This is a genomic window from Brevundimonas sp., assembly GCF_044336875.1.
Taxonomy (GTDB): Bacteria; Pseudomonadota; Alphaproteobacteria; order Caulobacterales; family Caulobacteraceae; genus Brevundimonas.
In genome coordinates this window covers 15,995-36,278 of sequence record NZ_JBIIOP010000004.1, presented here as the reverse complement: position 1 = coordinate 36,278, position 20,284 = coordinate 15,995, and the positions used below count along the sequence as shown (strand labels likewise).

Genomic DNA, 20,284 nt, shown 5'->3' with positions numbered 1-20,284 from the left:
CCATGGCGTCCTGCCCCATCTGCCGCAAGTCCGAACCCGATCCCAAATACAAGCCCTTCTGCTCGCGCCGCTGTTCCGAGGTCGATCTTCAACGCTGGTTCACCGGCGCCTACGCCATTCCGGCCGCCTTGGACGAGGGCGCGGAAGATGATGGCGAAAACGACTGAAACGACGCTGGACAGGCGGAAAAGCCTCGCCTATAGACCCGCCTCTCGCGACGCCGCGTCGGCGCCTGGATAGCTCAGCTGGTAGAGCAGCGGATTGAAAATCCGCGTGTCGGTGGTTCGAACCCGCCTCCAGGCACCATCTTTCGTGATTGCGTGCGACCACTCCCAAATCCTAATCGATCAAGTCGTCCTTCCTGCGAAGCGCGATGTTTTGTCGTATCGCCTGCAATCCGTCGGGGGTGGATGATCTGCGAAACACTCTCAGCGGAGTAAAAAACTGCACAGGAATGCGGTTTTCGAACAAGCTTGCGCTAAACGGCGGGAAAACATCATGAAAGTGTCGCATTTGGGCGGCCGCGCGGTAGAAAGGAGCAAGACTTGCTCCAACTTCGCGCCTGGGATGAAATCGGGCGGTAATCCCTTGACGCTCCGGTAAGGGTTCGCCAAAGGGGTTGAGACGCTCTCCCAAAAAGGCGTCAGACGGATTCTAGGAGGCGTGTTCTCCGGCGGTTCGAACATCGGAGGCGGTACGGGCGACCGGACGCGTCTCCATCGAAGAATTCAGCGGTCCCGGTGATCCCGATGGGACATGGGGCGTTGAAGGAAACATTTCAGGTTGGGGGGCGGCTCTTTGACACGGCCGCACCTTTGGTTCCACGAGTCAGACCAAGCAGGAACTGGCGAATTATGCTGAACAGCAAAAAGACGAACATCCTTCTCGCCATGGCCGGCGCCGCCGTGCTGATGGCGAGCTCGCCGGTCCTGGCCCAGGCCCCGGCCGAGCCGACCCCGGCCGCCGCGCCCGCCGCTCCGACGGCGATGGCCCCGGCCGCTGACGCGGCGAACCCCGAAACCGTCGGTGAAGCCGCCGGCGGCGGTCACGGTGGCGGCATCACCCCGATCTCCATGTTCATGGAAGCGACCGTGGTCGTTAAGGTCGTCATGGCCGGCCTGCTGCTCGCTTCGGTCCTGTCCTGGACCCTGCTGCTCATTAAGATCTTCGAGTTCGGCTCGCTGAACCGCAAGACCGACACCTTCCTCGAGAACTTCCGCGGCGCCCGCACCATCGCCGACATGCGCGCCATCGCGACGCAGGAAGAGTTCGACGGCAACCCTCTGGCCGACATGGCCGCCGCGGCGACCGAAGAAATCGAAATGTCGCGTCAGGCCGGTCTGTCGGTCACCGGCGATCACCTGGACTCGGCCCTGGGCCGCGCCACCGCCGCCGTCTCGGCCGTTCAATCCGGTCTGGCCAAGCGCCTGTCGGGCGGCCAGCAGTTCCTTGCCTCGGTCGGCTCGATCGGTCCGTTCGTCGGTCTGTTCGGTACGGTTTACGGCATCATGAACTCCTTCATCGGCATCGCGGAATCCAACACGACCAACCTGGCCGTCGTTGCTCCGGGTATCGCTGAAGCCCTGCTGGCCACCGGTATCGGCCTGTTCGCCGCTATCCCGGCCGTTGTGTTCTACAACTACTTCAACACCCGCATCGCCGGTTACGGCACCCGCGCCGACGGCTTCGCCGCTGAGCTGCTGAACGGCATCTCGCGTCAGCTCGACAAGGGGGCGTAAGACGGATGGCCGCCAAGATTAAATCGGGCGGCGGCGGCAACCAGGTCGAGGCCAACAGCGACATCAACGTCACGCCTTTCGTTGACATCATGCTGGTCCTGCTCATCATCTTCATGGTTGCGGCTCCGCTCGCGTCCGTGTCGGTGCCGGTCGAGTTGCCAATCGCCGTCGCCAAGGCGGCTCCGAACCCGCCCAAGCCGGTCTATATCTCGATCCAGAACGACGGCGACGTCTTTGTGGGCGACTTCCAGACCGACGTCGGCTCCCTGGGCGCCGATCTGCTGGAGCAGATCGGTTCCCGGAACCCGGCCGATGAGCGGATCTTCATTCGGGGCGACCAAAACACCCGCTACGGCGACTTCATGCAGGTCATGAACGCCTTGCAGGATAACGGCTTCTACAGCGTTGCACTGGTCGGCGAAGACCAGGCGACGAGCTAGAGCGCGGAGATAGTATGACAGACGTCGAATATCATCGCAGTCGTTACGACGTACCCAAGGCCAAGGGCTTCATGGGGGTTTCGTACCCCGTGCTGATCGTGTGCCTGCTGGTCGTCACCATCCTGTTCGCTCTGCTGATCTTCTTCTTGCAACAGTCGAAGTTCAAGCTGAAGGAGTTCAACTACGTCGACGAGTCCGTCGAGGTCGAGTTGGTCGAGCCGGTTCCGCCGCCTCCGCCGCCTCCGCCCCCGCCGCCTCCACCGACGGACACGCCTCCGCCGCCGAAGCTTCAGGTGCGCGTGCCCGCGCCGATCCCGAACGTCGTGCCTCCTCCGCCGGTGAACATCACGCCGACGAAGAAGGAAGACCGGGTCGAGTACACGGGTCCGCCCGTGGTGGTCCCCGGACCGCCGCCGCCTCCGGCTCCTCCGGCTCCGGCCCGTCCGGCGACGATCACGAGCGTTTCGTGGTCGCGTCAGCCGCAGCCCGAGTTCCCTGAGCGCGCTCAGGAACGCGGTGTCGAAAGCGGTACGGTGACCCTGCTCTGCACCGTGGCTGCCAACGGCACGCCGACGAACTGCAGCGTGGTATCGGAAACGCCAGCCGGCGCAGGCTTTGGTCAGGCTGCTCTCCGCTCCATGCGGTCGGCGCGGTTCTCTCCGGGTACGGTCGATGGTGTGGCCCAAGGCGGCCAGGCCCGCTTCACGGTTCGCTTCCGTCTCCAGTAGGCGAAGCGCATTCCGACGAGACAGAACGCCCCGGTTTCGACCGGGGCGTTTTTCTTTGTCCGGAGCGTAACGACCGCTTGATCCCCTGCCGCAGGCCCGGTAGAGAACGCGCCTCGCGATGCGCGGGCCGCCTTAGCTCAGTTGGTTAGAGCGCCGGTTTGTGGAACCGGAGGTCCTCAGTTCAAGCCTGAGAGGCGGTACCATCGCAAAGCGCGGCCGGGCTTGAAGCCCGCCGCCGCAGCGACCATCTCCTGATCGTCGGCCGGCTTGGTCGATCCCCCACATTGACAGGAGAGCGCCCAATGAAGACGCGCAAGCTGGGCCCGAGCGGTCCCGCAGTTTCGGCCATAGGCCTGGGCTGCATGGGTATGAGCGCCTTCTATGGCGGTTCGGATGAATCCCGATCGATCTCCGTCATCCACCGCGCGCTCGACCTGGGCGTCACCCTGTTCGACACCGCCGAGATGTATGGCCCCCACACCAACGAGGCCCTGGTCGGCAAGGCGCTCAAGGACCGGCGCAATGAGGCCTTCATCGCCACCAAGTTCGGCATCAACTACAACGCCGACCGTTCCAGGCTGATGGTCGACGGCAGCCCGGCCAATGTGCGCCGCGCGATCGAGGGCAGCCTGAAGCGGCTCGGGGTCGATCACGTCGACCTCTATTATCTGCACCGCGTCGACCCGGATACGCCGATCGAGGAAACGGTCGGGGCCATGGCCGAACTGGTCAAGGAGGGGAAGGTGCGCTTCCTGGGTCTGTCCGAGGCCGCGCCGGAGACCCTGCGCAAGGCCCATGCGACCCATCCGATCACCGCGCTGCAGACGGAATATTCGCTGTGGACGCGTGATCCGGAGGACGAGTTGTTCTCGGTCGTGCGCGAACTGGGGGTTGGCTTTGTGCCCTACAGCCCATTGGGCCGAGGCTTCCTGTCGGGCGACATCACGTCCATCGACGATCTGGACGCCGACGACTTCCGTCGCACGAACCCCCGCTTCATGGGCGAGAATTTCCAGAAGAACCTGGACCTGGTCGAGGCGGTGAAGACCATCGCCGCCGACAAGGGGGTTACGGCCGCCCAACTGGCCCTGGCCTGGGTCTTGGCTCAGGGGGAGGATCTGGTTCCCATCCCCGGCACCCGCCGTGTCGCGACCCTGGAGCAGAACGCTGCGGCTGTGGATTTGGTGCTGACGCCCGAGGATCTGGCGCGGATCGAGGCGGTCTTCCCCAAGGGGGCGGCGGTCGGTCATCGCTACGCAGAGGCGGCGCGGTCGGCCCTGAACCGCTGAGACTCGCGGATCGCCGCGCAAGTATGAAAAAGGCCCGGTCGGATCTCTCCGGCCGGGCCTTTTTTCCGTCTGGAACCGAGGCCTACTGGATGCGGGTCCAGGTCTGGGTCTTGCACAGGGGAGCGACGACGCAGCCGCGCAGACGCAGGCTGTTGTCGTTGGTCATGGTGATGGTGCCGCGATAGGTGCGGCCGTCGGCGGGGTTGTAGACCGAGCCGTTGCCCCATTCCGTCGGGCCGCCCGTGAAACCGGTCAGCATGGGCAGGTTGCGCAGGGTGCGGTTCCGCTGTGCGGCGTCGCGATTGTGCTCATCGCGGGCGTTGGCGTCAGCCCGGATATGGTTCGAGGTCACCAGAGTCCCGCACAGGGCCTGGCCGCAGCGGGCGATGCGCACCTGGCCGCCATTGGTGGGGGTCTGCCACAGGCCCGTCGGGTCGCCGGCCAGGGCCGGGGAGGCGAGGGCGGCCGCCAGGGTGGCTGCGGCCAGCATGATCTTGGTCTTCATGGTCGTTCCCTATGTTCGAGCCGGTCTGGCGGCCCGTTAAGCGACAGGGTGATCCGGGTTTCGGTTCAAAACAAGGCTGAATGCACAACTTATCGTCAATGAAAACTGGACCTTAGGTAAGCTTTTCCGCGAGGTGACAAAGGTCGCATTGACGGGCGGTTTCGCCGGGCGTCTGATCCATTCAGACAAACGCCTGGGAGACACCATGGGCGAGCGAACGGGAAACGGCCACGGAAGCCTGATCAAACAGGCGCTTGACGACGGAGCGGGCGCGGCGCGATCGGCGCTGGCGGCGTCGTGGCGTCGGTCGATGTCCCTGTACGGGCTGGATCCCGAGGATGGGGGCCGACCCGACACCCTGACCGAACAGCAGCTGCGGGAGGCGCGTCAGGCGATGGAGCCGATGACGCGCGCGGCCCAGGCGGTGCTGGACCGGCTGTTCCTGGCGGTCGGGGACACAGGCTGCTGCGTCCTGCTGACCAATGCCGACGGGGTGCCGGTCGAGCGTCGCGGGGCGGCGGCGGACGACGAGACCTTCCACCGTTGGGGCCTGTGGCCTGGCGCCGTCTGGTCCGAGGCGGTCGAGGGCACCAACGGCATCGGCACGGCCCTGGCCGAACACCGCCCCCTGACCATCCACCGCGACCAGCATTTCCACACCCGCAACACGGCCCTGAGTTGCACCAGCCATCCGATCCACGACCCGATGGGACGGCTGGCGGGCCTGCTGGACGTCTCGTCCTGCCGGGCCGACGCGACCGAGGGCGTGCTGGGCCTGATTGCGGCGGCGGTGGCCGACGCCGCCCGCGCTATCGAGGCCCAGACTTTCCGCCAGGCCTTCAGCCAGGCGCGGATCGTCCTGGCCGGGGATCCGGTCGAGCGCAACACGGCGGCCCTGCTGGCGGTCGACCGGGACGATCTGGTGATCGGCGCCACGCGGGCGGCGCGCCTGGCTTTAGCCATCACCGACGAGCGTATCGCAGGCCAGTTGGCGGCGTCCGAGGTGCTGGGCGCCGGTGCGGTCGAGGCGGACCTGCTGGAGGCCGAACGCGGGGCCGTGCGCCGGGCCCTGGCCCTGAACGGCGGAAACGTCTCGGCCGCCGCGCGCGCCCTGGGCGTCAGCCGCGCGACCCTGCATCGCAAGCTGCATCGTCTGGGCCTGGCGAACGAACCGAACTGACCGACCTGTCGCAGTCCTGCGACAGGTTTGCGCTGCAGCATGAGACGCCCGTCTGGCGCATCGGCCGATCCGGGCCGAGCTTCCGGTCCCAACGACGTCGACAATCGACGCCCGAGGAACCGATAGGAGCGTATAATGACCAAGCCCGAATTCGTCCGCGCCGCGACCCCCAAGTTCAAGCCGCGCTATGACAACTTCATCGGCGGACAGTGGGTCCCGCCGGTCAACGGCCGCTATTTCGAGAACACCTCCCCGGTGAACGGCCGCGTCCTGTGCGAGGTGGCGCGCTCGGACGCGGCCGACGTCGAGCTGGCGCTGGACGCCGCCCACGCCGCCAGGGACGCCTGGGGCAAGACCAGCGTGGCAGCCCGCGCCCTGATCCTGAATCGGATCGCCGACGTGCTGGAGGCCAATCTGCAGGCCGTGGCCGAGGCCGAGACCTGGGACAACGGCAAGCCGGTGCGTGAAACCCTGGCCGCCGATATTCCCCTGGCCATCGACCATTTCCGCTATTTCGCCGGCTGCATCCGGGCCCAGGAAGGCGGCATCTCCGAACTGGACAATGACACGGTCGCCTATCACTTCCACGAGCCGCTGGGCGTGGTCGGCCAGATCATTCCGTGGAACTTCCCGATCCTGATGGCCGCCTGGAAGATCGCCCCGGCTCTGGCGGCGGGCAACTGCATCGTGCTGAAACCGGCGGAACAGACCCCGGCCTCGATCCTGGTGGTGATCGAACTGATCCAGGACCTGCTGCCCGCCGGGGTGCTGAACATAGTCTCGGGCACGGGGATCGAGGTCGGCGAGCCGCTGGCGACCAATCCGCGCATCGCCAAGATCGCCTTCACCGGCTCGACCGCCGTCGGTCAGAAGATCATGGAATACGCGACCCGGAACATCATTCCGGTGACCCTTGAGCTGGGCGGCAAGTCGCCCAACATCTTCTTCAAGGACGTGATGGACGCCGACGACGCCTTCCTGGACAAGGCGCTGGAAGGCTTCGCCATGTTCGCCCTGAACCAAGGCGAGGTCTGCACCTGCCCCAGCCGGGCCCTGGTGCACGAGGACATCTATGAGGCCTTCATCGAGAAGGCGATCGCGCGGGTGAAGTCGATCAAACAGGGCGACCCGCTGGACCCGAACACCCAGGTCGGCGCCCAGGCCTCGGACCAGCAGCTGAAGAAGATTCTGGGCTATCTGCAGATCGGCAAGGACGAGGGCGCCGAGGTCCTGACCGGCGGCGAACAGGCGGTGCTGAAGGACGACCTGTCCGGCGGCTTCTATATCGAGCCGACCGTGTTCAAGGGCGACAACACTATGCGGATCTTCCAGGAGGAGATCTTCGGCCCTGTCCTGGCCGTGACCACCTTCAAGACCCTGGAGGAGGCGATCGCCATCGCTAACGACACCGAATACGGCCTGGGCGCCGGAGTGTGGTCGCGCGACATGAACACCGCCTATCGCGCCGGCCGGGCCATCCAGGCCGGGCGGGTCTGGACCAACTGCTATCACCAGTATCCGGCCCATGCGGCCTTCGGCGGCTACAAGAAGTCGGGCATCGGGCGCGAGAACCACCGGATGATGCTGGACCACTATCAGCAGACCAAGAATCTGCTGGTCAGCTACAGCCCGGACAAGCTGGGCTTCTTCTGACCTGGATCAAGGACGGCCGGTTCCCGACCGGCCATCCTCTGATGACGCGCTGATCGACCTTTTCCAGCGCGTACCTCCCCCCAAGGCGGGCGGGCCGGTCTCCTGCTTCCGGTTCGCTCGCCTGTCTACAGCGCGATCAGCCGATCAGCGTCAGCCACTCGTCCTCGGTCAGCACCTGGACCCCGTGCTTCTCGGCGTCTTTCAGCTTCGATCCCGCGCCGGGGCCGGCGACCAGATAGTCGGTCTTCTTCGACACCGAGCCCGAGACCTTGGCGCCCAGGCTTTCGGCGCGGGCCTTGGCCTCGTCGCGGGTGAAACGCTCCAGCGCGCCGGTGAAGACCACAGTCTTGCCGGCGACCGGGGTGTCGGACTTGGGGCGTTCGGCGTCGACGATCTCCGTCAGTTCGGCCTCCAGCGCCTCGACGACCTGCAGATTGTGCGGCTCGTGGAAGAAATGGGCCAGGGCCTCGGCCGCGACCGGGCCGACGCCGGTGACCCCGGCGATTTGGTTCAGCATCTCGGACGGGCCTTCCTCGCGCGCGATGCGGGCCAGTTCGACCAGGCCGGACCAGTCGTCGGTCATTGTGGCCAATGACCGGCGGGCGGGCGCGGCCATGCCGGGAAAGGCCTGGCTGATCTTCATGTCGAGGGTCGCGTCGGGCCAGGGATCGGCGGCGGGCGGCGCCGCCTCGGCCATCAGGCTCAGGACACGCTGGGAAATGGCATGAGCGCCGGCCAGGGCGACCCAGGCGCTGGTGGGTATGCCCGAGGCGGCCTGGAGACAGGCGGCCTTCAGCGCGGCCCAGCTCTCGAAGGCGCGGGCCAGGACGATGGAGGTCTGTTCGCCGATGTCGCGGATGCCTAGGCCGAACAGGAACCGGTCCAGCGATATGACGCGCCGGGCGTCGATGCCGGCGACCAGATTGCGGATGCTGGTCTCGCCGTAGCCGTCCTCGCGCTCCAGTTCGGCCAGTCGCGCCGTGTCGCGGGCCAGGCGGAAGATGTCGGCGGGCTCCCTGATCCAGCCGCGGGCGTTGAAGGCGACCAGCTGTTTCTCGCCCAGGCCTTCGATGTCGAAGGCGCGGCGGCCGACGAAATGCTTCAGCCGTTCGACGATCTGGGCGTCGCAGATCAGGCCCCCGGTGCAGCGGCGCTTGACCTCGTCCCCCTCGCGCACGGCCTCGGAGCCGCAGACGGGACAGTGGTCGGGGAAGGCATAGGGGACGGCCTCGGCGGGACGCAGCTCGGGCAGGACGCCCAGGATCTGGGGGATGACGTCGCCGGCGCGCTGCAGCCGCACCGTGTCGCCGATCCGCACGTCGAGGCGTTCGATCTCGTCCTCGTTGTGCAGGGTGGCGTTGCGGACCACGACCCCGCCGACCGTGACCGGATGCAGGCGGGCCACCGGGGTCAGGGAGCCGGTGCGGCCGACCTGGATGTCGATCCCCTCCAGCACCGTGGTCGCCTGCTGCGCCGGGAATTTGTGGGCGACGGCCCAGCGCGGGCTGCGGGCGACGAAGCCCAGGCGGCGCTGCCAGTCGATGCGGTCGACCTTGTAGACCACGCCGTCGATATCATAGCCCAGCGCCGCGCGGTCCCGTTCCAGTTCGCGATAGACGGCGATCAGCCCCTCGGCGCCCTCGACCCGGCGCGAGCGGTCGTTGACCGGGAAGCCCCAGGCCTTGAGCTTTTCCAGCGCCTCCCACTGGGTCTCGGCGAAGTCGCTGGAGTGTTCGCCCCAGGCGTAGGCGAAGAAGGTCAGGGGGCGTTTGGCCGTGATCGCCGCATTCTTCTGGCGCAGCGACCCGGCGGCGAAGTTGCGGGGATTGGCGTAGGTGCGGCGGCCCTCGGCCTCGGCGGCGGCGTTGAAGGCGGCGAAGGCGTCGTTGGGGGCGTAGACCTCGCCCCGGACCTCGATCCGGTCGGGCCAGCCGTCGCCGTCCAGGGTCTGACGCACGGCGGGGATGGTCTTGAGATTGGCGGTGACGTCCTCGCCGGTGCGGCCGTCGCCGCGCGTGGCGCCGACGCTGAGCCTGCCGTCGACATAGAGGAGGTTGGCGGACAGGCCGTCGATCTTGGGTTCGGCGACGAAGGCGATGGGCTCGTCGGCCGGCAGTTTCAGAAAACGGGCGATCCGGGCCACGAAGTCGCGCACCTCGCCTTCGTCGAAGGCGTTGTCCAGCGACAGCATAGGCACGCCGTGACGGACCTCGGCGAACTGGCTGGAGGCGGCGGCGCCGACCTTGTTCGACGGGGAGTCGGCGCGGATCAGGTCGGGGAAGGCGGTCTCGATCGCCAGGTTGCGGGCGCGCAGGGCGTCGTAGTCGGCGTCGGAGATTTCGGGCGCCGCCTCGTTGTAGAGGGCGTCGTGCCGGGCCATCTCGGCGGCCAGCCAGGCCAGGGCCTCGGCCGCCGTCTCGGCGTTCAGGTCTTCGAGGGGCGGGAAGGGGGGAATCGCGCTGGACATGTCGCCCCTCATTATCACCTGTCGCCATGACCTGTCGTCGGCGAGGCGGGGGGCGGTTCGGGATGCTGCGGCCAATCGTCCGGATACGGGCTGACGCTAACCAAACGGCACGCTAGGTTGCGGGATCGCCTGCAGGAGTCTTCCATGCCGACCACCCTCCGATCCCTCGCCCTCAGCGGCTGCGCCGCCCTGGCCCTGGCGGCCTGCGCCACGCCGACGACGGCCCCGGATGTCGAGGCCGACACGGGCGCGACGCCGCCCTCGGTCGACTACGCCCAACTGCTGGACGACGTCCGCATCCTGTCGGCCGACGACATGGAGGGGCGCGGCACGGGCACGCCGGGCGGCGAGAAGGCGCGGGCCTATGTGGTGTCGCGGCTCGAGGCCCTGGGCGTGGCGCCCGCCTCGTTCGGCAGGCTGCAGCCGTTCGAGATGACCGGGCGATCGCCGGACGGTCCCGTTTCCTTCCGCGGCGCGAATGTGCTGGGCCTGATCCCCGGCACGCGTGTCGGCGACCGCTATATTGTCGTCACCGCCCATTATGATCATGTCGGTTCGCGCGAGGGGCAGATCTACAACGGCGCCGACGACAACGCCTCGGGCGTGGCGACCTTGCTGGAACTGGCCAGGCGGCTGAAGGTCCAGGCGCCGGAGCACAGCGTGCTGTTCGTCGCCTTCGACGGCGAGGAACGGGGGCTGCTGGGCGCGCGGGAGTTCGTCAAGGCGCCGCCCGTGCCCCTGAGCTCCATCGCCCTGAATCTCAACTTCGACATGACCTCGCGCGCCGAGACCGACGGCCATCTGTGGGTCACCGGCACCTATCAGCATCCGAACCTGCGCCCGATCCTGGAGACGGTGCCTGCCTCGGGCGCAATCTCCTTCGCCTTCGGCAAGGACACGCCCGAGGACAAGGGCGAGGACAACTGGGTCGACTCCTCCGACCACGGCGTCTTCCACGCCATGGGCCTGCCCTTCATCTATATGGGCGTCGACTATCACCCCGACTATCACCGCCCCAGTGACGACTTCGAGCGGATCACCCCGACCGCGTTCCAGGGGGCGACCGAACTGGCCATCGCCGGATTCCACGCCCTGGACCGGTCTCTGGACCGCTGATGCGTCGGCTTCTCGTCCCGGCCATGGTCTGCCTGGCCGCCCTGGCCGGCTGCGAGCGACCTGAGGCGACGTCGTCTCCGGAGTCGCCTGCTGCACCCGCAGCCGAGGCGCGGTTCCGACATCGGCTGGGCGGCGACATCTCGGGCGACTACCGCCCGACGGGGGATCCGTCCGGGGCCTGGCGGGTCGACGGCCTGTTCATCGGCCAGGTCTCGGCGTTCGACGCCTGGGCGGCCGGGCGTCGTGACGCCTCGCCCCTGATCCTGACCCTGTCGGGACCGAGCGGGAAGGTCCAGGTCCTGCCGCGCGCCTATGATCTGACCGACCAGACCCTGCATATGGTGGGGGCCATGCCCGATGGGACGAACGTCACGCTCGACGCCCGCATCGACCAGGGCGCCCTGGCCACGGCGCGCCGCAATCTGGGCGACCGCACGCCCGTCGTGGTCGGCGCGGCGACGGTGGGCGAGCAGCGGCTGTCGTTCAGCCTGGGCTGGTGGAACGGCGACTGATCAGGCGAAGGCGCGCGCCAGCAGCCATCCAGCGGCTGCGACCAGGGCCCAAAGCAGGACCCCAAGGCCGATCATGACCACGATCGATCTGCGTCCGGACCAGCGGGGTTCGGGCGTTGACGGCTCGACCAGTCGCAACTGGGGCCGGGGGCGGGATTTCAGATCATCATCGGGCTGCACAATGCAACCTATGGTAGTTGTATGGTTGAGGTCAAGGAAGAGCCTATCTAGGTTGGTCGCGCGGTAAACGTTCCTAGGGTTGATAATAATGCAACCTTGAGAAATAGTCCGGACGGGGGAGGGCGGGACATGACGACGGTGGAAGCCGCGCTGCGCCGCATGAAGGGAGGACGGCCTGTCCAGGCGGTGGACAGACCCACGGGCGCGGGGCTGATCCGCGCCATGGATGTGGTGATTTCGCTCGCGTCTCTGGTCTTCTTTCTGCCGACACTCCTCCTGATCGCCCTCGTGGTCCGGATGCAGGACGGCGGGCCGGCGCTGTTCCGCCAGAAGCGGATCGGACGCTCCGGCGCACAGTTCGACTGTTTCAAATTCCGGTCGATGGTCGTCGACGCCGAGACCCGGACGCCCGATCCGACCGACCCGGACTGGGCCGCGCGGCGCAAGCTTCGCCAGGATCCGCGTGTGACGCCCGTCGGACGAGTCCTCCGGCTTTCCAGTCTCGACGAGCTGCCGCAGCTGCTCAATGTGCTGAAAGGCGACATGTCCCTGGTCGGGCCGCGTCCGATCGTGCCGGACGAGGCGATACTGTATGGCCGCCGGTTCGCAGCCTATTGCACCGTGCGTCCGGGCCTGACCGGCCTGTGGCAGGTGTCGGGCCGCAACGACGTCGCCTATCCCCGGCGGGTCGCCATGGACGTCTGGCTGGTCCGCAATCTGACGCCGCAGACCTATCTGGTCCTCATCGCCCGTACGGTTCCCGCGATCCTGAGACGGGAAGGCGTCTACTGACGGTAAGTGTGACGTTTGATCGGCAAACAGATCGCTTTTCGTAAAAGAGATTCCAATCTTCCGCAAAAGCTCCGTTGAACCTTCACCGGAAGGCGCAAGCGACGTCACGCCACATCCCTAATGACTGCAGCCGGGCAGGAGGGGCGGATGACGTCATTGCGGTCGGGCATGAGGCTCGGGCGTCCCCTGCCGTAGCTCTTTGACCAGACACGGTGGACTGATATGACCGGCCTTCAGATCAAAACCCTGCTTGTGACGGCGGCCAGCGCCCTCGCGCTCGCCGCCTGCGGCTCGGCGGAAGTGGCCTCGCCCGGCGAAGGCGATTTCGGCAACGGCGGCGGTACGCCCCCCACCAATCCCGGCAATCCCGGCGCCCCCGGCACCCCTGCCGCCAGCTGCCCGACCGGTCTGATCGATGTGGGTCTGGTGGGCGGCGCGACCCTGCGCGCTTGCCAGCTGCCCGCCACCATCGAAGGCAACCTGACCCTGGCCGACGTGGCCGGCACGGTTTATGTGATCGCGGGTGGGACCCAGGTCGGTCGCGACCTGGGCGTCAGCGGCAACCTGCCCACGGGCGTGCGCGGTCAGCTGAACATCGAGCCGGGCGTCGTGCTCATGGCCGCCGGCAACGGCGACTATCTGCTGATCAATCGCGGTTCGCAGATTTTCGCTCAAGGCACCGCGACCAACCCCATCATCTTCACCAGCCGCCAGGACATCGACGGTTCGACCAGCGACGTTTCTCAGCAGCAATGGGGCGGCATCGTCCTGGCCGGCCGCGCGCCGCAAGCCAACTGCGATCTCACCCAAGCCGAGCCGGTCTGCACGGGCACGGTTGAGGGCACCAATGCCGGTTTCGGCGGCAATGTGCCGGCCGATAACTCGGGCATCTTGCGTTATGTTCAGGTCCGCTATTCCGGCTTCGTCGTCGGTAACAACAACGAACTGCAGGCCCTGACGCTGGCCGGCGTCGGCTCGGGCACGACGGTCGAATATTTCCAGTCGTACAACAGCTCTGACGACGGCATCGAAATCTTCGGCGGCAACGTCAACCTCAAGCACATCGTCATCAATGGCGCGGACGATGATGGTCTGGACACCGACACCGGCTGGCGCGGCGGCGCCCAGTTCGGCATCGTGACCCAGCGTGACATCGCCACCTCCTCGAGCCGCAGCGCAGGCTTCGAGTTCTCGTCGGCGCCGACGACCGTTCCGCTGGCTTCGCGTTACGTCTCGCAGCCCAAGATCTCCAACTTCACCCTGGTCGGCCGTCGTGCGCCGTCGCTGGACGCGCACACCGTCGCTCACTTCGACCAGGGGACGGACTCGACCGTGATCAACTCGGTCTTCACCAATGGTCCGGGCGCCGCCTCCAGCTGCCTGGACATCGCCGACCCCGACACCGCGACCAGCACCCCGGTCTTCACCTCGGTGTTCATGTCGTGCGCCTCGCCGTATCGCCCGGCGAACACGGCCCGCACCCAGCCGATCTTCACGAGCGGCACGGGCAACACCGCCAACGGCACGTCGACCCTGACGGCTCCGGCCGGCGCGACCATCGCCAATCAGCTGCTGACCTTCATCAACGGCGCGAACGAAACCGGCGTGACGGCTGTGGATGCGAGGACGGTCTACAACTGGTTCGAGACCACCACCTACATCGGCGCCGTGCGCAACGCGCAGGACACCTGGTGGGCGGGCTGGACCTGCGGCCTGCAGGCCGGCTCCAGCTGCCAATACTGACGAGAGAAACGGCGGCGGTCTTCGGGCCGCCGCCGACCTTTCCGACCTCTCGTTGACCCCTTCAAGGCGCAGAATATGAAGAAGCTCTCCCTGACCCTGACCGGGGTCCTCCTGGCCAGCAGCGCGCTGATCGCGCCGGCCCACGCCATCGCCCAGACCGACCCGGCCGCCGCGCCCGTATCCGGTGCGCAGGACGCCCCGTCGGAACCGCAGGACGTCGGCGAGATCGTCGTTCTGGGCCGTTACATTCCCGAACCCAATCGCGAGACGGCCGAAGTCGCCTCCTTCCTGACCAGCGAGGATCTGGAGCGGACAGGGGACAGCAACGCCGCCGCCGCTCTTACGCGCGTCACCGGCCTGTCGATCGTCGAGGGTCGCTTCATTTATGTTCGCGGCCTGGGCGAGCGCTACTCGTCCGCCCTGCTGAACGGCTCGCCCCTGCCGAGCCCCGAGCCTCTTCAACGGGTCGTGCCGCTGGATCTGTTCCCCTCAAGCATCCTTGAGAGCGTGACGGTCCAGAAATCCTATTCCGCCGACTTCCCGGGCGAGTTCGGCGGCGGCGTCATCGATCTGCGCACCATCGACGCCCCCCGCGAGCCCTTCTTCAATTTCCAAGCTTCGGTCGGCGGGAACACCGAGACCAGCGGCAAAGACAATCTGATCTATTTCGGCTCGCGCACCGACTTCCTCGGCTTCGACGATGACACGCGCGAGGTTCCCGGCCTGATCCAGCTCGCCTTCGACCAAGGCCAGCAGATCAACGGCGCCAACTTCGACGACGAGACCCTTCAGGATATGGGGCAGTCGTTGGTCAATGCGCCCCTGCGCCTGATCCAGCGTCAAACCACGCCGGCCAACTTCGGCCTGTCCGCCGCCGGCGGTACGACGGTCGATACCGAGATCGGCGAATTCGGCGTCTTCGCCACCGCCAGCTATGACAATAGCTGGAGCGGCCGTGACGGCGTGCAGCAGGAAGCGCAGTTCTCGGGCGACGACCTGGTCCTGCGCAACGACTACAATGTCGTCTCCAACCAGAACGACGTGCAACTCAGCCTGATGGGCGGTCTCTCCTGGTCCAACGTCGATCACGAGGTGAAATGGACCAACTTCTACGTCCGCAGCACCACAAAAGAGGCGCGGATCAAGGAAGGTCAGGACTTCATCACGACCCAGGACTACCGCACCGACTACACCGAGTGGTTCGTGCGCCAGCTGTTCACCACCCAGTTGGCTGGCGAGCATGACTTCCTGGACGGGGCGCTGGAGTTCGACTGGCGCGCCGCCTATGCGAAAACGTCGCGCGATGCGCCGTACGAGTCGCGCTTCTCGTACAGCAAGGACGCGGTGGGCGAGTATCGCCACGAGATCCAGGACGACCAGATCTCCTTCAGCGAGCTGGACGACGATGTCGTTTCCGGCGGCGCCGACGTGAAATACCACCTGCCGCTGTCGGACGCGCGCGAGGCCATCTTCAGCGCCGGCGTGGCCTCGATGGAGAACAACCGTTCGGCCGAGCGCCATGACCTGCTGTTCTTCGCGCCGAACGGCCTGACCGACAGCCAGATTCACTCTCGCGTCGACTATCTGTTCTCGGACTACAACATCAATCCGAACACGTTGGTGCTTCAGGAAATCGGCGGCCGCAACGGCGCCGGCGCCTATGACGCCGACCTGAAGGTCAATGCGGTCTACGCCATGGTCGATGCGGAAATCATACCGCTGATCCGCACGGCGGTGGGCGTCCGCTTCGAGGACGGCAAACAGAGCGTCACGCCGCGGGACCTGTTCGGGGACGGGACGACCTTTACGTCGACCGAGATCAACGAGGAGTACGTCCTGCCGTCGGCGACGGCGACCTGGAATTTCGCGGAAGACCAGCAGGTCCGTCTCGGCGCCTCGATGACGATCGGCCGTCCTCAGTTCCGCGAGCTGGCGCCGCAGGCCTATACGGATACCGAGACCGACCGGACCTTCATCGGCAACCCGTATCTGGTCGATACCGAGATCACGAACATCGACGCGCGCTACGAGTGGTATTTCGCCAATCAGCAGTTCGTTACGGCCGGCGTCTTCTACAAGGATCTGACCAAGCCTGTTGAATCCATCATCATCCAGGTCGGCGATCAGAAGCAGCAGTCGTATCTGAACGCACCGTCGGCCACGATCATGGGCGCCGAGTTCGAGGTGAAGAAATATTTCGAGTTCCCGGATCTGACCACGCCGTTCCTGGCCAATAAGCGCTGGCTGGTTCAGGCCAACTACACCTATTCCAACTCGGAAATTAAGGTCGGCGGCGACGACCGCGTGCGCACCATCAACGGCGGCGGCGTGGATGAGGCGGCCACCCCCTATCTGATCGACGGCTCTCGTCTGCAGGGTCAGTCGGACCATGTCGCCAACGCCCAGTTGGGTTGGGAAGACGACGCCGCTCGCTCGCAGGCGACGCTGATCGTCAACTACGTCAGCGAGCGGGTCACCGCGCGCGGCGCGGGCCTCGGCGCGGGTCGGGAACCTGACTATGTCCAGGAGCCGGGCGTCTTCCTCGACTTCGTCTACCGCAAGGATTTCACTGTCCTGGGCGGCCGCGAAATGGGTCTGGGCATCGAACTGCGTAACCTGCTCGGCACGGACTTCGACGAACACCAGGAACTGGGCAACACGATCCGGGTCAACAACTACGACCTGGGCCAGAGCGCCTCGATCAGTCTGACCGCGCGCTTCTGATCCCTTAAGACGGCTGACCGCATCGCGACCGGGAGGTTTTCGACCTCCCGGTCGTTTGCGTTTATTTCGTCCGATATCGTCCCAATCGTCACGACATCTTCTCAGTGTCTTCACACTCCGGTGAGGCCCGCATACGGACGATTGTTCTAAACGCCGTGCGTGGCCGTCGGGGGCCCGGCCGGGCATGGCGTCGTGATCGCTGCTTTCCGCAAATTAAGCCTGTCCGCCGCAGTCGAGTCCGGCCGTCGCCTGTCGCTGACTCGTCTGTCGCTGACTCGCCTGCCGCTGCGTCGCCTTGCCGAGGGGCTGCTGATCCTGCTGCTTCTTGTCCAGGCGGGGCGGCTGATCTGGCTGTTCGCCGGACCCCAGCCCCGTTCCGAGCACGCCGGCGTATCGATCCCGGCCCGACCGGTGGACCTGAGCATCCTGTCGAGGTTCGACGCCTTCTTCCGCACGGGCGGGCAGGGCGCCCTGGCCGGAGCCTCTGGCGCCGAGGCCAGCCAGATGCGGCTGTTCGGGGTCCGCTCCGATGGCGTCGGCGGCGGGTCCGCCATCATCGGCCTGCCTGACGGCCGCCAGGTCTCGGTCGGCGTCGGCGAGGAGGTCGAGCCCGGCCTGACGCTGAAGGCGGTCGGTCCCGACTTCGTCACCCTGGCGCGCGGCCAGTCGCTGAGCCGCCTCGAATTCGCCGAGGCGCCGGTCGGCGCCGCCGCGCCGCCGCCGCCGCCCGCCACGCCTCAGGTCGTCGCTCCCCCCGCCGCCGCGCCGGCCTCTTCCCAGGGCGCGGTGGTCGATCCTCAGCGGCTGATGGCCCAAGCTTCGCTGCGGCCCCGGATCCAGGGGCTGGGCGTCAACGGCTTCACGGTCTCCTCGGCCGGCAATGCGTCGGAGCTGCGCAGCGCGGGGCTACGGGCCGGCGACGTCATCCTGTCGGTCAACGGCGTAGCCCTGAACAGCCCCCAGGCCATCGGAGCCCTTCGTGGCCAGCTGGCCAGCGCCCCGTCGGCCGAAATCCAGTACGAGCGCGCCGGCGAGACGCGCACCACCACCATAAGGACGCGTCCATGACCGCCTCTCTGCGCCACCGCCTGCTGCGTTCCGGCGTCGGCGCGCTCGCCGCCGTCCTGGCTCTGCAGGGGCCGCTGGCGGCCGCCCCCGTCCTGGCCCAGGAGGCGCGCCAGACCCTGAACGTCCAGGGCGCCGACATTCGCGCCTTCATCCAGGATGTGGCCCGCACGACGGGACGCACCTTCATCGTGGACCCGGCCGTGACCGGTACGGTGACCGTGACCAGCGACAGGCCCCTGGGGCGCGCCCAGCTGTTCGAGGTCTTCCTGTCGACCCTGCGCGCCAACGGCCTGGTGGTCACCCCGACCCAGTCAGGCGCTTATCGCATCAGCCCGGCCCAGGGCGCGGCCCAGGGGCCTTCGACGGTTGGCGCGGAACGGTTCTCGACCGAGGTCTTCCAGCTTCGCAACATCGACGCCGCCTCGGCTGCCGAGACCATCCGGCCCCTGGTCGGCGCCCAGGGCCAGGTCCTGGCCAATCCCGGCGCCAACAGCGTGGTGGTGGCCGACTTCTCGGACAACCTGGCTCGCGTCCGCTCGCTGATCGCCCGCATCGACGTCGACCGCTCCAGCTACGAGGTCGTGTCGCTGGAGAACGCCTCGGCGCGTGAGATCGCCGGCGTGCTGCAACAGGTCATGTCGGCGCCCGGCGGGTCGGGGCAGGGGATGGTCACCGTCACCCCGGTCGAAAGCTCCAACTCCATCGTCCTGCGCGGCGACAGCCAGGCTCTGACGCGGGTGCGGGGCCTGATCCACGATCTGGACGGCCGCTCGCGCGCCAGTCAGGACGTCAATGTCGTCTTCCTGGAGCACGCCAACGCCGAACAACTGCTGCCGGTGCTGCAGCAGGTGGTGGGCCAGCCGGTGACCGCCTCGACGGGCGACAGCGGCCGGCTGCGGACCGCGCCGACCGGATCCACGACAGGCGCGTCCAGCGGCCTGTCGCGCACCACCTCCAGCCTTGGCGGCGAAAGCGGTTCGGAAAATGGCGCCATCGGCTCGACCACCGTCACCGCCACCGGCCAACGCGCCACCATCGCCCGCTTCCCCGGCGCCAACGCCCTGGTCATCTCCGGCCCGGCCGACATGCAGCGGACCCTGGCCGATGTGATCCGTCGTCTGGACGTGCGCCGCCAGCAGGTGCTGATCGAGGCCATCGTCGTCGAACTGAGCGACAACGCCGTGCGCGAACTGGGCGTGCAATGGCTGTACGGCGGCGAGAACGGTCTGGGCGTGACCAACTACTCAAACAGCTCCGCGCCCATCCTGCCCATCGCCGGGGGCCTGGCCTCGGGCCAGCTGGATCAGGATGATCCGCTGCGCGAGCAGTTGCAGAGCCTGGCGCTGAACAGTCTGCTGGGCGCCAACGGCTTCGTGGGCGGGGGCGGCGGCAAGGTCGGCGACGGCCTGTTCGGCTTCATCATCAACGCCGCCAAGACCGACGAGGGCTCCAACTTGCTGCAGACGCCGTCGATCATGACGCTGGACAACGAGGAAGCCACCTTCCTGGTCGGGCAGGAGGTGCCCATCACGACCGGATCGACCCTGCTGGACGGCCAGTCCAATCCCTTCACCACGACCGACCGCAAGGACATCGGCGTGCGCCTGACGGTCAAGCCGCAGATCAACGCCGGGGGCTCGATCACCCTGACCCTGCGCCAGGAGGTCTCGGCCATCAACGGCGTCCTGACCAACGGCGCGTCGGACCTGGTGCTGGACAAGCGCGAGCTGGAGACGACCCTGGTGGTCGACGACGGCGACATCGCCGTCGCCGGCGGCCTGCTGGACCAGAACGACCGGATTGCTGTCGACAAGGTGCCTGGGCTGGGCGACATCCCCGGCGTCGGGGTGCTGTTCCGTTCGAACAGCCGCCAGCGGGGACGGACCAATCTGATGGTCTTCCTGCGCCCGACCATCATCCGCACCCCGGCCGAGGCGCAAGGCCTGGCGGCTGATCGTTGGGGCTATATGCGCGCCCAGCAGCAGGCGGTGCAGCCGGATCGCGAGCCGAGCCTGGACGCCCTGGTGCGGGATTACATGCGCACCCAGGCGCCGGCCGCCCCGACCACGGGCGAACCGATGGTCATCGCGCCCACGGCTCCGATCGCCCCGGTCGAGACCGCGCCCCTGCCGTCGGCCGGATACTGAT

General features: G+C 67.0%; 17 protein-coding genes and 2 tRNA genes. 16 read left to right on the top strand and 3 right to left on the bottom strand.

Annotation, left to right across the window (positions count from 1 at the left end; all coding sequences use genetic code 11):
* Nucleotides 1-2: 2 nt before the first annotated feature.
* The 7 genes from ACIQ1T_RS07120 (at nt 3) to ACIQ1T_RS07090 (ending at nt 4,196) form a co-directional block, all read left to right on the top strand.
* Nucleotides 3-167, top strand: coding sequence for a DNA gyrase inhibitor YacG (locus ACIQ1T_RS07120; protein ID WP_395943840.1), 165 nt, complete (start codon nt 3-5; stop codon nt 165-167).
* 63 nt (nt 168-230) lie between these two features.
* Nucleotides 231-306, top strand: a tRNA-Phe gene (locus tag ACIQ1T_RS07115).
* Between the two features lie 548 nt (nt 307-854).
* The gene (locus ACIQ1T_RS07110; protein ID WP_395943839.1) at nt 855-1,739 is read left to right on the top strand and encodes a MotA/TolQ/ExbB proton channel family protein; all 885 of its coding nucleotides are present in this window, start codon (nt 855-857) and stop codon (nt 1,737-1,739) included.
* A gap of 5 nt (nt 1,740-1,744) precedes the next feature.
* The gene (locus ACIQ1T_RS07105; protein ID WP_395943838.1) at nt 1,745-2,179 is read left to right on the top strand and encodes a biopolymer transporter ExbD; all 435 of its coding nucleotides are present in this window, start codon (nt 1,745-1,747) and stop codon (nt 2,177-2,179) included.
* A gap of 14 nt (nt 2,180-2,193) precedes the next feature.
* Nucleotides 2,194-2,907 (top strand): energy transducer TonB, encoded by a 714-nt coding sequence (locus ACIQ1T_RS07100; protein WP_395943837.1) that lies wholly within the window; start codon nt 2,194-2,196, stop codon nt 2,905-2,907.
* A gap of 126 nt (nt 2,908-3,033) precedes the next feature.
* Nucleotides 3,034-3,110: transfer RNA gene (locus tag ACIQ1T_RS07095), tRNA-His, on the top strand.
* Between the two features lie 99 nt (nt 3,111-3,209).
* Nucleotides 3,210-4,196 (top strand): aldo/keto reductase, encoded by a 987-nt coding sequence (locus tag ACIQ1T_RS07090; protein WP_395943836.1) that lies wholly within the window; start codon nt 3,210-3,212, stop codon nt 4,194-4,196.
* Between the two features lie 82 nt (nt 4,197-4,278).
* On the opposite strand, the gene ACIQ1T_RS07085 is transcribed toward ACIQ1T_RS07090, so the two are convergent.
* Nucleotides 4,279-4,701 carry a DUF2147 domain-containing protein gene (locus ACIQ1T_RS07085; protein ID WP_395943835.1) on the bottom strand — a complete coding sequence of 141 codons (423 nt, stop codon included), beginning with the start codon at nt 4,699-4,701 and terminating at the stop codon, nt 4,279-4,281.
* Between the two features lie 205 nt (nt 4,702-4,906).
* Between ACIQ1T_RS07085 and ACIQ1T_RS07080 the strand changes: the two genes are divergently transcribed.
* Both ACIQ1T_RS07080 and ACIQ1T_RS07075 read left to right on the top strand, forming a co-directional pair.
* Nucleotides 4,907-5,881, top strand: a complete 975-nt coding sequence (locus ACIQ1T_RS07080) for a GAF domain-containing protein (protein ID WP_395943834.1) — start codon at nt 4,907-4,909, stop codon at nt 5,879-5,881.
* Between the two features lie 135 nt (nt 5,882-6,016).
* Nucleotides 6,017-7,534: an aldehyde dehydrogenase family protein gene (locus ACIQ1T_RS07075; protein ID WP_395943833.1), complete on the top strand. Its 1,518-nt coding sequence runs from the start codon at nt 6,017-6,019 to the stop codon at nt 7,532-7,534.
* A 136-nt stretch (nt 7,535-7,670) separates the two neighbouring features.
* Here ACIQ1T_RS07075 and ligA read toward each other — a convergent pair whose 3' ends face one another.
* Entirely contained in the window at nt 7,671-10,001 is a 2,331-nt protein-coding gene (gene ligA / locus ACIQ1T_RS07070; RefSeq protein WP_395943832.1) for an NAD-dependent DNA ligase LigA, read from the bottom strand.
* Nucleotides 10,002-10,145: 144 nt separating this feature from the next.
* Between ligA and ACIQ1T_RS07065 the strand changes: the two genes are divergently transcribed.
* Nucleotides 10,146-11,117: a M28 family peptidase gene (locus ACIQ1T_RS07065; RefSeq protein ID WP_395943831.1), complete on the top strand. Its 972-nt coding sequence runs from the start codon at nt 10,146-10,148 to the stop codon at nt 11,115-11,117.
* Nucleotides 11,117-11,629, top strand: coding sequence for a hypothetical protein (locus ACIQ1T_RS07060; RefSeq protein ID WP_395943830.1), 513 nt, complete (start codon nt 11,117-11,119; stop codon nt 11,627-11,629). Before ACIQ1T_RS07065 ends, ACIQ1T_RS07060 begins: the two co-directional genes overlap by 1 nt.
* On the opposite strand, the gene ACIQ1T_RS07055 is transcribed toward ACIQ1T_RS07060, so the two are convergent.
* A complete protein-coding gene (locus tag ACIQ1T_RS07055) occupies nt 11,630-11,809 on the bottom strand; it encodes a hypothetical protein (RefSeq protein ID WP_395943829.1) in 180 nt (59 codons plus the stop codon). It lies immediately after the preceding gene.
* Nucleotides 11,810-11,938: 129 nt separating this feature from the next.
* Here ACIQ1T_RS07055 and ACIQ1T_RS07050 point away from each other — a divergent pair, with 129 nt between their 5' ends.
* The 5 genes from ACIQ1T_RS07050 (at nt 11,939) to gspD (ending at nt 20,283) form a co-directional block, all read left to right on the top strand.
* Nucleotides 11,939-12,601: a sugar transferase gene (locus ACIQ1T_RS07050; protein ID WP_395943828.1), complete on the top strand. Its 663-nt coding sequence runs from the start codon at nt 11,939-11,941 to the stop codon at nt 12,599-12,601.
* A 222-nt stretch (nt 12,602-12,823) separates the two neighbouring features.
* Nucleotides 12,824-14,344, top strand: a complete 1,521-nt coding sequence (locus ACIQ1T_RS07045; RefSeq protein WP_395943827.1) for a hypothetical protein — start codon at nt 12,824-12,826, stop codon at nt 14,342-14,344.
* Nucleotides 14,345-14,419: 75 nt separating this feature from the next.
* Nucleotides 14,420-17,068, top strand: a complete 2,649-nt coding sequence (locus tag ACIQ1T_RS07040; protein WP_395943826.1) for a TonB-dependent receptor domain-containing protein — start codon at nt 14,420-14,422, stop codon at nt 17,066-17,068.
* Between the two features lie 192 nt (nt 17,069-17,260).
* Nucleotides 17,261-18,136 carry a type II secretion system protein N gene (locus tag ACIQ1T_RS07035; protein ID WP_395943825.1) on the top strand — a complete coding sequence of 292 codons (876 nt, stop codon included), beginning with the start codon at nt 17,261-17,263 and terminating at the stop codon, nt 18,134-18,136.
* Nucleotides 18,133-20,283, top strand: a complete 2,151-nt coding sequence (gspD, locus tag ACIQ1T_RS07030) for a type II secretion system secretin GspD (RefSeq protein ID WP_395943824.1) — start codon at nt 18,133-18,135, stop codon at nt 20,281-20,283. The genes ACIQ1T_RS07035 and gspD overlap by 4 nt, the downstream gene beginning before the upstream one ends.
* Nucleotide 20,284 lies beyond the last annotated feature (1 nt).

Excerpts from the sequence above, each read along its gene's own strand:
- ACIQ1T_RS07120 (WP_395943840.1), top strand. The coding sequence starts at position 3 with ATGGCGTCCTGCCCCATCTGCCGCAAGTCCGAACCCGATCCCAAATAC.
- ACIQ1T_RS07110 (WP_395943839.1), top strand. The coding sequence starts at position 855 with ATGCTGAACAGCAAAAAGACGAACATCCTTCTCGCCATGGCCGGCGCC.
- ACIQ1T_RS07105 (WP_395943838.1), top strand. The coding sequence starts at position 1,745 with ATGGCCGCCAAGATTAAATCGGGCGGCGGCGGCAACCAGGTCGAGGCC.
- ACIQ1T_RS07100 (WP_395943837.1), top strand. The coding sequence starts at position 2,194 with ATGACAGACGTCGAATATCATCGCAGTCGTTACGACGTACCCAAGGCC.
- ACIQ1T_RS07090 (WP_395943836.1), top strand. The coding sequence starts at position 3,210 with ATGAAGACGCGCAAGCTGGGCCCGAGCGGTCCCGCAGTTTCGGCCATA.
- ACIQ1T_RS07085 (WP_395943835.1), bottom strand. The coding sequence starts at position 4,701 with ATGAAGACCAAGATCATGCTGGCCGCAGCCACCCTGGCGGCCGCCCTC.
- ACIQ1T_RS07080 (WP_395943834.1), top strand. The coding sequence starts at position 4,907 with ATGGGCGAGCGAACGGGAAACGGCCACGGAAGCCTGATCAAACAGGCG.
- ACIQ1T_RS07075 (WP_395943833.1), top strand. The coding sequence starts at position 6,017 with ATGACCAAGCCCGAATTCGTCCGCGCCGCGACCCCCAAGTTCAAGCCG.
- ligA (WP_395943832.1), bottom strand. The coding sequence starts at position 10,001 with ATGTCCAGCGCGATTCCCCCCTTCCCGCCCCTCGAAGACCTGAACGCC.
- ACIQ1T_RS07065 (WP_395943831.1), top strand. The coding sequence starts at position 10,146 with ATGCCGACCACCCTCCGATCCCTCGCCCTCAGCGGCTGCGCCGCCCTG.
- ACIQ1T_RS07060 (WP_395943830.1), top strand. The coding sequence starts at position 11,117 with ATGCGTCGGCTTCTCGTCCCGGCCATGGTCTGCCTGGCCGCCCTGGCC.
- ACIQ1T_RS07050 (WP_395943828.1), top strand. The coding sequence starts at position 11,939 with ATGACGACGGTGGAAGCCGCGCTGCGCCGCATGAAGGGAGGACGGCCT.
- ACIQ1T_RS07045 (WP_395943827.1), top strand. The coding sequence starts at position 12,824 with ATGACCGGCCTTCAGATCAAAACCCTGCTTGTGACGGCGGCCAGCGCC.
- ACIQ1T_RS07040 (WP_395943826.1), top strand. The coding sequence starts at position 14,420 with ATGAAGAAGCTCTCCCTGACCCTGACCGGGGTCCTCCTGGCCAGCAGC.
- gspD (WP_395943824.1), top strand. The coding sequence starts at position 18,133 with ATGACCGCCTCTCTGCGCCACCGCCTGCTGCGTTCCGGCGTCGGCGCG.